Raw genomic sequence first — 12,451 nt, forward strand, 5'->3', positions numbered from 1 at the left:
GTTTTTGCTAGTGTTTGTTTTAATGGTGTTGCTTAATGAGCAATGTTGATATATATTTTATAGACAAACTATTATTTGGCTATCACCTTGTATGCTTCTAGTTCAATATAAAAAATGGCTCTGTTTACCTTTCTTGCTCTTTGCATCATATGCCTTCGCAGATGAAGCCGACGAAGATAAGCTACAATTTAGTGGTTTTGCCACGCTTGGTGTTGCCGTCTCTGATTCGGACCATCATGGCTATCGTAAAAATGTAGGTTCAGAAGGTGCGGTCTATTCAGGTGAAATTGACTTTAAACAACATTCACTACTTGGTTTACAAGCTGATTGGTCTATTGCACCAAATGTTGATGCCGTATATCAAGCGGTCATTAGAGACCTTCCTGAACCATCACTAGATAGATATACCACACTGGCATTTTTACGGTATGAAGTGAATATGAACTGGAGTGTCAGAGTTGGCCGAACCGCCCCTGACATTTTTTTATTGACAGAATACCGTGATGTAGATTTTTCTTATGTCTGGGCTACTGCACCCAATGAGGTTTATGGCATTATTCCTTATCGAAGTATTGATGGTCTTGATGTTACTTATCAACAACGAGGTTTAGGCGGTGTTTTTAAAACTAAGCTTTTTACTGGCTCTAGTGAGGCCGAAATATCAGGTAGTACAGTTGTTGAAAAGGTTAAAATTGAAGATGTGGTTGGTATTTCATTTACATTTGACCACTTTAACTGGCTAATACAGGCAAAACATACCCAAGTTACTATTGCGAACGAGCCTCAATCGAATACTTATGCAATCGATAGTATTAATCAAGTACCTGACTTCTTATGGCCTGATTCAGAGGTGTTTGCCGAATCATTACTGATGACAGGGCAAGAGGTCGACTATTCTTCAGTAAGTGCTCAGTATTACTGGGACAATTGGCTCGCTTCTGTCGAATTGTCACGTATAGTTTCAGACAGTGATGTAATACCTAAAATAACCAGTGGGTATGCGGCTCTGTCATATCGAATTAATGCTCATCAATTTTATAGTATCTATGCTTTTACTGACTCAAATACTTATGTTTTTGATGAGCCAGGAGTAAATGAAGTCGTTTTAGAAGAGCTTATTCATGGCATAACGGGACTCATGAATTTTTATTCAGCAAATCAGCAAACTATATCTCTGGGCTGGCGTTGGGATATTACCAATTATATGGCTTCATCTCTGCAATGGAATTATACCAAAATTGAAGATTCGGGTAGTGTCCTGTGGCTGAATACATCAGAACATAATGAAGCAGAAAATGTGAATACCGTTTTACTAACCTTAAGTACGGTGTTCTGATGGGGAGCTTTAAGCAAATAGCGACCCTACTAATATTGGCACTATTGGTTATATCAGTTAAAGCTGAGGAACCGCTTGTTGTTGTGGTTAATAAGCATAATCCTGTTGAGAAGTTATCTCGCACCGAACTTATTGATTTGTTTATGGGGAAATATGTGGCCTTCCCTAATGATCTTAAAGCGATACCGGTTGAGCTTAATGGCGAACATCAGATAAAAGTTGATTTTTATCAAAATCTTGTTGGTATGCCTTTATCACGAGTGAACGCTTATTGGTCAAGGTTACGTTTTACCGGTAGGAAGCGAGAAGCGGTATTTAAGCCAAACGAAACAGATTTAATTGCTTTTATCATCGCGAATGAACAGGCTATTGGTTATGTGCCACAGTCACTTATCACAGAAGATTTAAAGGTTGTTTATATTTTAAATGAATAAATCGGGCATCGTTATTCGATTGGCAATAGTTATTGTCTTTACAGCAGTGATTGTTGGGCTTATTACCACCCAACTTTTTTATCGTTTTACCTTTATTAATGAGCAAGCTCTTGGTAAACAAAGTATTAATCAATTGGCTAATACGGTTTCACCTACAGCATCGATCGCGAGTTATTTGGATGATGAAGAGCTGGCCAAAGAGGTTGTTAATGGCTTAATTAGTAATGATGTTATTACTTCTGCAGCGATTAAAACTGATACGCTCATGGTGAAAAGTGATAACTATCAGCAATCGGCAGATACACTTGAATTTGTCTTGTTTTCTCCTTTTCAAAAAGAGCGGCGTGTGGGGGTACTTTTTGTTAAAGCAAATGAAGTTCACCTTGGCGTTAAAGCAAATAATATTAGTGTAACCAATGCCTTCGTTGTTGCAATTGAAGCGCTAATTATTACCATTATTTCAATTTTAGTAACTTATTCTGTTATTACCCGACCTATTTTAAGTATTGGCAAAGCACTGCATCTCACAAATCCTGGTACGAGTGATCGAATAGATAAACCAGCATCTCACCAAAATAGTGAGATAGGACAACTAGCGGATGATGTGAATGTTTTATTAGCTAAAGCGGAACAACAAATGCTTAGGGAAAAAAGCCTTCGCAATGAGGTTCAAGTATTAGAATCAAGGTTTAGAATGCTGTTCGAAAATGCAACGTCGGCCATAGTCTTAATTGAACCTCAGGGCGATATCCTGCTTTATAATGAGACGTTTGAAAAGTTAACGGAACAGCTTAATTTACCGTTGAAAAAAAATTACGGAAACTATTTACAAGATCTCTTCATTATGAAAAAAGAGTTGCATGAGCAGATTCAAATTGCTTTTGCTAATAATGAGTCAGCGACGGCAGAGTTAGAGCTAATATCCTTTTATGAAGAAAAGATATGGATGCAAGTTGTGGTGACATTGTTAGTGACGGATGACTTCCAAGAGAACTATCAAATCACCTTACACGATATCTCAAAACGTAAACAGCAAATAACCTTACTTGATCAGAAAGCAAATTATGATGGTTTAACTAAATTATTTAATCGTCAGGCGGCAGAGCAGCATTTAAAACAGTTAACGACTACTCGGAAGCCTTTTGCATTAATCATGATGGATTTGAATGATTTTAAACCAATCAATGATATTTTTGGTCATGACGCTGGCGATGAAATATTGATTCATGTTTCCAGTCAATTATTAAAGAGCTTGCGAAAAGCGGATGTATTATCACGTTGGGGCGGCGATGAATTTGTCATTATTTTACCTGAGGCTTCTAGAGAAGAAGTGATTAATGTTTGTGCCAAATTATCGTCAAAACTGAGCAAACCACTGCATTTGTCACAGCATAATAAAAGCGTTTTCGTTACCGCAAGTATGGGGGTGAGTTTTTACCCGGATGACCAAGTTGAGTTATTAGAATTAATCAGATCGGCAGACAAAGCTATGTATCAAGTGAAAAAAGAAAAATCGAGTAATAGTGAAAAATACTTGGCGTTTACTAGTGATATAACCAGCTTAGCAAATGAAAGTAAACAGTAATGGTGGCACAACAAGATGAAGTAACTCGCTCTTCAATTACGCTATTTTCAGATCAAGCAAAAGTACATCGACTTAGATTGACCTTGAAGATATTGATTACTATTCTGGTATTATTACTTTTCAGTGACTTGTTTTTTAATGACTTTGTAATATCGACTTTAGCTTTGGCGATGTCTTCGTCAATTATCATTTTATTCTTTTTCTTCTTATGGGCTTCTCCGGATACTTGCAGCGTTATCTCAGGCATGGTGTTATGGTCAGTCGCTGTATTTATTACTTATGCTTGTTGGTTAGGTAATGGCATCTTTGATACCAGTGTCTTAGCCTTTCCTTGCCTCCTCATGTTGGCCATTGTCTTATCGGGTAAATTGATTTTTATTTCTCTCTTCGTTTACCTTATTAGTGCGTTGTGTTTCTTTGCCTTTGCACATAGCCAAGGCTTACTGACCGGGGCGTTACTCTTTCAGTCGTTGCCTCTGTGGGGGCGAGTTTTTAGTTACATCATCACGTTAACTTTTTTTTCGGTCGGTGTTTTTTATATTTTTTCAGACCTGAGAAAACGGTTTAAGAAAATCCTAGAAAAAAATGCTTCACTTGAACTAACAATTAATCAACTACAAAAGCGTAACCGTTACGATCAACTAACACAGTTACCTAATGAACAGGTCTGTAAAACAGACCTGGAATCAATTTTACAGCAGCAAAAATCGTCAGGTAACATCCTAGCTTTCATCACCTTGAATATCAGTAACCAGCACTCTATCAAGATGAATTATAGCCATAGTATTTGTGATGAATCATTAAAGCAGCTGGCTACTAGGTTAATGTCTTTTAATAATGACAATACCGCTATTTACCGGTTTCAGGAGAATGAATTTGTAATTTTAAAGCATTCTATGGATTATCGAGGTATTAGTAAGTTTGTTGAAAAAATACACCAAGTTTGTTGTCATACTTTTCATGTCACAGATTATGATGTGGTTTTACAGCCTGATATCGGCATTGCCCTAGCACCTTTTGACGGTAGTACCATGGCCGAGTTAAGGCATAATTCACACCTTGCTATGCACACCAAAACTGAAGGTGAGAAAGCTGATTTTAATTTCTTTGACCAAGCGATGGCAATTCAAGAACAAGAGAAATTACAGTTAACAAAAGCATTAAAAAGTGCCATTAGCAATAATGAATTTGTTTTACATTTTCAGCCAAAAGTAGATTTAATAACCGAGCAAATTGTAGGTGCCGAAGCACTAATTCGTTGGATTAGCCCTGAATATGGTTTTATACCACCGACGGTATTTATACCTTTAGCTGAGCAGACAGGGGTAATTACTGATATCACTCATTGGGTTATCGAACATTCTGTAAAAGCTTGTCAGCAATGGCATGGACTAGGTTTCAATAAATTATGCATAGCAGTAAATCTATCAGCAGAAGATTTTAAACGCGGTAACCTAGCTACGCACACCATAAACACCCTACATCAGGCTAACTTACCCGCACATTTTTTAGAGTTAGAGTTGACCGAGTCAATTTTGATGGATGATATTAATCATATTCAAAAGCAAATTAATGAATTGCGTGCTTTTGGCATCTCATTTGCCATTGATGACTTTGGTACTGGTTATTCAAACCTTGGCTATTTAACCAAATTCAATGTCTGCACTCTTAAGCTTGATCGCTCATTTGTGATGAATATTTCTCAATCAAGCAATGAATTACAAATCGTTAAAGCAATTATACAGATGAGCAAAAGTTTGAATATTACCAATGTCGCTGAAGGTATTGAAGATAAAGAAACAGCAAGCATACTGGCTAAATTAGGTTGCGAAGTAGGCCAAGGATATTTCTGGTCCAAACCTTTACCACAGCAGGACTTTATTGCTTTATTGTCTGACAATAATGACTAGTTAACTCGCTGCTAGTTTTACTACCTGCCTTTAGTCTTGAGTTTAGCCTGCACCTTCTTCATATGTTCGCGAAAGTTTTTATCAAATTTACTCTCACCACAGGCAAAATAAGAGGTTGTTGCTGGAATGGGACTACCATATATTTGTGCGCGATTAATGGTACAAGTACCGTCATCATTTTTGGTGATAGAGCCTGTATGAGATGTGCTGGTAGTCAGTTTATGCTGTTGCTCTACCGTCAGCGGCACGATTGTTTTTGGCACAGGGAAGGGCTCACCATCCATTACCGAGGCAGAACGCTTCTGTGTAAACTCCGCAAAAGCTTGCTCACTTTGTTGGTTGTCTAGCTTTTGTCTTAGTCGTGATAAACGGTCATAACTAGAAAAGTTTCCAAATCTCGCACCCGCCACTTTATTTTTAGTTGTCACCGTGTCACTTTTAACGGCATTAGTAACCTGTTTAGGCAGCGTATTAATGACTGCTTTATTTTGCGTGTTCTTTGGTAAATTATTTACGGGTATTGTAGCGGCAACTGTTAATGCTTCCGTATGGACTGGTTTTTTAGGTGTCGATTTTTTTGGCTCAACTTTTAGCAGCGACTTTTGTTCATTAATGTTTTTTTTAGCCGTGATTTCTGTATTAGGCCTTTTTTTGGGGGCTGAGTATAAAAAGCTTTTGATTGAAGTGATTTTAGGTTTATCTTTTTTGATTATTTTAGGTTGTTTTATCGCACTGTAGGTTAGGGCAAATAAAATTAATAAATGCAATAATACCGATATAACAATCGCAGTGTAACGTCCTTTTAACACAATCTATTCAGTTCTTTTAGCTTCAATAGGTAAAGTGATAGACCAAAAAAAACACCACAGGTTCAATGTACCTTGGTGTTTTTTTGTCGTTAAATTATTCTGTATAACTTAGTAAAGCGCTTAACGAGCGATGCTTTGTAATACTTCAATATCAACCAAGTTAATCACAGTGGCTTTTATTTCAGCCATGCTGTCACTAGTAACAAGCAAACCATCATCATTCATTTCAATATAGCCTTGCTCACGAATAGTCGCGATTAACGTAGATTGAGCACGTTTGTCGATAAATTCGGGGGCATTAATATTGTTTAATACCGATAAACGTTTAGCAATGGCCACTACTTTTGTTTCTAAATCACGCTTACTGATAGGCGCTAAACGACTTGTTAACGAGGTAATTATTGCGAGGCGTTGCAAGCTTTCATCAATACACTCAGCCATTGCGTGTACCTGGCTTAGCAGTTCACCATCATCAGTGAGTGACCAAAAGCCAGCTTTACTTTGTTTAGCAATATTCATATTTTCTAGTACGTTAAGAATTTTTAATGTTTGCTGTTCAACTTGTTTAGTATCTTGATATAGATATAAGTCTTCTTTCAGTAATGCCGTTAGCTTATGAACTTTGGTTACTAATTCGTCTTGATTTATTTTGCTGTGCTTATCAAGTAAACGACAAACCATAGCTGGTACCACATAGGTGTGCAAAATATTATTGCGATAATAGCGCATCTCTAAATTAGCGGTCTCAGAGAGGGAAACTAGGCTGCCAAAGCTGTCTTCTGTAATGGTTACCTTATTAAGAGATATAACATGCGTCAGTAGCTCTGCGCCTGTTTCTTCTGGAATAGTGAGTTGTTCACTAAAAGGTGCTTGACGCTGTAAGTTTAAGAAAAAATCGAGTTGTGTTTCTAACTCACGTTTAGATAAGGCTTTGTTTTTACTCGCTTGCAAAATCAAGGCTATTAACGCAACACCGTTTAACGCAGCGCTTTTATTAATGTTCTCCATGACTTGTCCAGCAAGCACATTTACCGTAGGTGTTAACCAGGTCGGTTTTTGTGGATCAATCGGATCAATCGAGTCTTTCCAGTCAGGTACTTGTTTATTCAAAAATTCGTTAATATTCATCGGCTCACCAAAATTCACATAACCATTACCATAGTTACGTAAGCTCTTAATCGCTTTTAGCACGCCAAAAATTGATTCGCTTTTTTTCTCACTACCACTTAATTCTTTGTGATAGGTGCCTACTTCCATAACGTGCTCATAACCCATGTAAACAGGAACGAGAGTCAGAGGTCTATCAATACCGCGTAATAAACTTTGAATAGTCATTGCTAGCATACCCGTTTTCGGCGCTAGTACTCTCCCTGTACGACTACGGCCACCTTCGGTGTAGTACTTAACCGCATAACCACGTTCAAATAACAGCCCTAAATATTCTCGGAAAATAGTTGAATATAAACGGTTACCGCCAAAGCTACGTCGAATGAAAAAGGCGCCGCCTTTTCTAAAAACAGTGCCTGCAGGCCAGAAGTTTAAGTTTATGCCCGCAGCAATACGTGGCATGACTAAACCTTCTTGTAAAATCACATAAGAAAGTAGTAGGTAATCCATATGGCTACGATGACAGGGTACATAAATGATCTCATGGCCATCTTGCGCTAATTTACGCAACACTTTGGCGTTACTGACGTTAATGGCGCTGTATAAGCGTTTCCATAACCAGTGCAAGATGATTTCGCCAAAACGAACCCAAGAAACACTGTAGTCACCAGCAATTTCATTCATGATGACTAACGCTTGTTTTTTAATTTCAGCTTCAGACACTTTTTTACTTTTTGCTTCGTCACTAATCATGCGCTTGACTGAAGGGTTGGCAAATAAAGCGGTAAACATCTGTTTGCGGTGCATTAATCTAGGGCCTTTAGCCGCAATAGTTTGACGATGAAAGTGGAAGCGAGCAACGCGTAAGAATTTATGAGCTGCAGTTTCATCGCTACCGTGATTGTCGGTGATATTACGGAAAGAAAAAGCTTCGCTAAAACGTACTAAAGTATCGCGGCCTAAGAACAATACGATGAATAGTTTCCGTAACCAGTTCGGGGATTCTTGATCCGCTATCAAGGTACCGATATTGAGGTTTTTACGTTCTTTAGTTGGCGTTCGGCCCCAAATTAAATTGGCAGGAATTAATTTTGCATCGAGACTTTCATCCTCGACATGTAGATTTAACAGGGCTAAACCTTGAGCCGTGGCTGTTGTTTTACGGGTTTTTCGCCATGAAAAAAGTGGTGTTGGTTTTGCCAAGCATAATGTGCGATTAAGGCTTTTACCGTTAATGGTTACTTGGCCAAGGGGATCCGGCAGATTTTGTTTTTTACAGGCATTTTGCAACGCTAAAAGGTCAGATGCAGATTGATGACGAACAATGTAAAAAATCGGCTGACTTGGCTGTTCGGTAATACTTTGACTGTCGGTAATTATTTTACAGCGAACCAGTAACTTCAGTGGGAGTTTTAATAATAAGTAGAAAAAAGAACGTAAGGCCAACATGTTGTATCGCTCGGATTAGTCATTAATAGCTATAAAAAGTGGATTTTAGCATCATTAGTTAAAATTGTCTTGGTTTGTAACTAAAGTGATAGCACACTGAAGTTATCAAGTTTGATCTTAAATAAAGACCTAATACCAAGTCCATTAAGCTAGTTTCCACTCGGAGCTTTCCAGCGGTTATCGAATTGCAGGAAAGCTCCCGAAGGGCGAATATCTAATAAAAGGTAAAGGCTTACATGCTGCGTTATTGATTTTAATAAGGGATTAACCATTATTTACAATTAATGCCTTGCCTCTAAGCCTTTTAACTCTCGCTGAGTAGGAAGAAGCTTATTGGAATTGGTATAACCATTAAGGAGTTGTCATTGAAAAAAATAGCCGTATTTGTTGATGTGCAAAACATTTATTATACCACCAGAGATGCTTTTTCTAAGCAATTTAACTACCGTTTATTATGGCAAGAATTGATGGCTCAGGGTGATATCACTATCGCTAATGCTTATGCTATTCAACGCAGTGATGACCAACAACATAAATTTCAAAAAGCGCTGAAACATATTGGTTTTGACGTCAAACTAAAGCCCTATATCCAACGTCGAGATGGCTCCGCCAAAGGCGATTGGGATGTAGGTATCACTATCGATATTATGGAAGCCGCAGCCGAAGTTGATACCGTTATATTACTTTCTGGCGATGGTGATTTTGATTTGTTGTTACGAAAGGTTCGTGAAAAATATGGCGTGACTACTGAAGTTTATAGTGTTGATAGTTTAACGGCAAAGTCTTTGGTAGATGCGGCAGATCTTCACCATAAAATAGAACAAAGTCTATTGTTATAATCAGCTGCGAGTGAATTTAAAGGGTATAACGTGCGGTTTAGCATTTTTTTACTTTATGTTTTTTAACTAAATATGCCGTTAATAAAAGTGCAATAACAAATAATATTGCGCTCGCAATGAGTTCATTTTGTGCACCTAAACGTATACCGCTTCCGGCTAATGAAAAAATGATCATTTGCGGGATAAAACCGACAAAAGAGCCACTAACATAGGCAGGCATTGATACCTTACTAACCCCGGCAATAATATTAGTTATAAAATTACTACCCAGTGGTAATATGCGAATAATAATGGCTTTTAAGAAGGTTCGCTCTCCTAGAAAGTCAGATAGTTTTGCTAGCTGAGTTGGGTATTTACGAGTGATTCTAGCGCTTAACAGGTAACGAGCAACGTTAAAGGTGATTAAGCAGCCTAATGTTGCGGCCAATGTGGCAACAATCACGCCGATGAAAGCACCTAAGTTAATGCCTGCAACTAAAGCGGCAATTTGTCTGGGTAAGCCAATACTGGTTGCCAGCGATAAAAAGAGAAACAGCAACAGCGTATTAAAAGCTGGTGAGCTGTCTTCTTGTTGCCAATTTAGTTTTTCCACTAAAGCGATTGTCCAATCACTTAAACTAAAACCAGCTTCTGTTGCTGTTGAAGAAAGTGCTGGGCTATGTGCGAGCCATTGATATAAGCTCATCACGATAATAATTATCATGATGAGGCTTGCTAGTATTTTAGTGGTACTTGCGCGGGAGGAATATAAGATGAACTTGGAAAGCATGGTTATACCAAATAGATTATTTAATTAGTCAGTGTTACTTAAATAACTTGGCTTTTGCCTGCTCAAATTCATCGGCAGTTAAAAAACCTTGTTGCTGTAGTTTAACTAATTTTTCTAATGTGTTCACTAAATCTGTTTCTCTTTTGGCTGACTCGATTACGGTGGTGTTTTGATGGTTCGATAATGTCTGACCATCGTTGGTTTCCTCAGAGTTAGTAACCTCTGCCATTTGTTCAGCTTCTACAGCATCGCTTATTGAATTAGGGTGTGTTGCCGGGCGAATATTAGCCGCTTGAGTATGCAGTGGCGTATCATCATGGATTTTGTGCTCGGCTAGGGCAATATCAGCGGCAGTGAGTATCGGTTTTAAAATGCGCTTTCCCGTTTGTTCGGCATTGATCTCATTGGCAATAAACCAACACCAATCAATAATATCATCGACTACTTCAAAGTAACTTCTTTTGGTTATTCTATCACTGCCTTTTCGTAAATATAAACAAATCATATACTTGTCATTCTCTTGAACATTGATCGATAAACTCATACGACGTACTTTGCCATCTACCATTTTAGCGATTTGTTCGGTATGAAATATTTCGCGTAACGCTTGTTCTTGCTGTTCATTAAAACCATGCCCTAAGGTGGTATTAATTGTCCCTATGACTAAGTCACCAAGTAATATTTGGCACTGCTTAATATCCGTTAACACAATGACTTTAGCTGCTTCATGTTGATGGCGCCTAAATAAATTTAGCGCTAATTTATCATCAGTGCATGCTAGATTAGAAAACTCCCTACGCACCAAGGATTTTGCCGACTGTTGTTGGATGTTTACTTGATAAAAAATATAAAAGCCAAATGAAGCAAACATGATAACGAAGAATACGGTGATACCACCTAAGCCACTTGACTCACTTTTGGGTGATCCTTGAATGATGTCTTGCTGAAAGAGCTGATATATAGCACCGCTATCTTCATTGAAAAATAAGAGTTCGTCACGATTATCACGATAGAGGCTTAAGTGTGTAGTTTGTAGTGCTTGTTGCTGTAATTGCCACTCTACTGTTGGTGGGGGAAGTACCCTTTGTTGTTTTGAGTTATCCGTTGACTCTGACGTTATGTCACCAGACAGAGAGTTAAGTTGCCAATACTGTTCATTTTTCGATAACAATAACAATTTGTTGCGCAAGGCTGGTGCATTTTGACCTCGGTATACTAATAAACTATTAGCAGATAGCGCATTTTCATTTTGATATAAAAACGCTTTAGGTGCCTGATTTCGCCAGTCTTCACCGCCCTCACTATACGAGAGCTTATGGCTTACCGTATCATTAAAGCTGTATTGGTGTGATATCAACAATCTTGTGGCATGTTTATCAGGCCAAATAAATTGTTTTATTTGGCCTGCGCCGAATAAATACAGTGTTTTATCAATCTTATCATTAGCGTAATAAGGATTACTATGAGGCACGGTATAACTTTCAGTGCTATTTTGTTGCGGATGAATACGTAAGATAGCACCAGAATAAAGCGGATGTTTTTTTAGCGTAGGACTCTGTGACAGTGAGATGTACAGCTGTGAAAAATCCTCATGCCACGATTTACTGTACGGATTAAAGCTTAATTGGCTAATGCCATTTTTTAAGGTGGGGATGGCAATTCTCAACACTTCTCGTTGCTTTGATTTATCGACTTTTTTGGCTAAATCCAGTTGCCATTCTGTTACCACGGCATCAAAAGCAAGTGGCATTGAGACAGATGAGCCGGCTAACCGTTTTGCTTTGTTATTGTCGGTAGTTTTTTCAATATGAGCAGTATAGAAAGTACTGAAGCCTGTTTGATCACGTAAAGAGAAATTAGGATGTAAAGTGAAAGCACTCAGCTGCAATACGGAATTTTTAACAGAAGAATTTTGTAAATCTACTAATAAAGAGGTGTTATCAGGACTATCTTGTTGCAGCTGATAAACTTTTCCTCCTTTATTTACTAGGTAATAATATTGACTGTTTCCTGGTTGCTCCATCAGTAACAGCCACTGATTTTTTTCAGTGTTTGATTGCGGAGCTTGCGCTATTTTTTGCAATAAATATTGGTTTTCGTTACTGGCACGGCTAATACTACTGGTGATCAGCAGGCACAGAAAAAAAATAAAAAACAGTGTGTTATTTACAGTAAGCATTAAGTTGAGTCATCCATAGTTCAGTTTTTTGCTA

The 12,451-nt window shown here is 38.0% G+C and carries 9 protein-coding genes; 5 read left to right on the plus strand and 4 right to left on the minus strand.

Annotation, left to right across the window (positions count from 1 at the left end):
• Positions 1–91: 91 nt before the first annotated feature.
• From CXF85_RS04910 to CXF85_RS04925, 4 genes are read left to right on the plus strand one after another with little or no spacing between them, the layout of a single operon-like run.
• The gene (locus CXF85_RS04910) at positions 92–1,336 is read left to right on the plus strand and encodes a hypothetical protein (RefSeq protein ID WP_101227414.1); all 1,245 of its coding nucleotides are present in this window, start codon (positions 92–94) and stop codon (positions 1,334–1,336) included.
• Positions 1,336–1,770, plus strand: a complete 435-nt coding sequence (locus CXF85_RS04915; protein WP_101227415.1) for a hypothetical protein — start codon at positions 1,336–1,338, stop codon at positions 1,768–1,770. Before CXF85_RS04910 ends, CXF85_RS04915 begins: the two co-directional genes overlap by 1 nt.
• A complete protein-coding gene (locus CXF85_RS04920; protein ID WP_101227416.1) occupies positions 1,763–3,355 on the plus strand; it encodes a sensor domain-containing diguanylate cyclase in 1,593 nt (530 codons plus the stop codon). The genes CXF85_RS04915 and CXF85_RS04920 overlap by 8 nt, the downstream gene beginning before the upstream one ends.
• A complete protein-coding gene (locus CXF85_RS04925; RefSeq protein ID WP_101227417.1) occupies positions 3,355–5,265 on the plus strand; it encodes a putative bifunctional diguanylate cyclase/phosphodiesterase in 1,911 nt (636 codons plus the stop codon). Before CXF85_RS04920 ends, CXF85_RS04925 begins: the two co-directional genes overlap by 1 nt.
• A 20-nt stretch (positions 5,266–5,285) precedes the next feature.
• Here the strand turns inward: CXF85_RS04925 and CXF85_RS04930 are convergent, their stop codons facing one another.
• Positions 5,286–6,074 carry a hypothetical protein gene (locus CXF85_RS04930; protein WP_101227418.1) on the minus strand — a complete coding sequence of 263 codons (789 nt, stop codon included), beginning with the start codon at positions 6,072–6,074 and terminating at the stop codon, positions 5,286–5,288.
• Positions 6,075–6,194: 120 nt separating this feature from the next.
• A complete protein-coding gene (gene plsB, locus CXF85_RS04935; protein ID WP_101227419.1) occupies positions 6,195–8,630 on the minus strand; it encodes a glycerol-3-phosphate 1-O-acyltransferase PlsB in 2,436 nt (811 codons plus the stop codon).
• A 365-nt stretch (positions 8,631–8,995) separates the two neighbouring features.
• Here plsB and CXF85_RS04940 point away from each other — a divergent pair, with 365 nt between their 5' ends.
• Positions 8,996–9,469, plus strand: coding sequence for an NYN domain-containing protein (locus CXF85_RS04940; protein ID WP_101227420.1), 474 nt, complete (start codon positions 8,996–8,998; stop codon positions 9,467–9,469).
• Between the two features lie 37 nt (positions 9,470–9,506).
• On the opposite strand, the gene CXF85_RS04945 is transcribed toward CXF85_RS04940, so the two are convergent.
• Both CXF85_RS04945 and CXF85_RS04950 read right to left on the minus strand, forming a co-directional pair.
• Positions 9,507–10,172, minus strand: coding sequence for a TVP38/TMEM64 family protein (locus tag CXF85_RS04945; protein ID WP_232771080.1), 666 nt, complete (start codon positions 10,170–10,172; stop codon positions 9,507–9,509).
• A gap of 100 nt (positions 10,173–10,272) precedes the next feature.
• Positions 10,273–12,417 (minus strand): SHOCT domain-containing protein, encoded by a 2,145-nt coding sequence (locus tag CXF85_RS04950; RefSeq protein ID WP_101227422.1) that lies wholly within the window; start codon positions 12,415–12,417, stop codon positions 10,273–10,275.
• Between the last annotated feature and the right edge of the window lie 34 nt (positions 12,418–12,451).

The sequence above is a fragment of the Colwellia sp. 75C3 genome, from assembly GCF_002836255.1.
In the GTDB taxonomy this organism is placed as follows: domain Bacteria; phylum Pseudomonadota; class Gammaproteobacteria; order Enterobacterales; family Alteromonadaceae; genus Colwellia.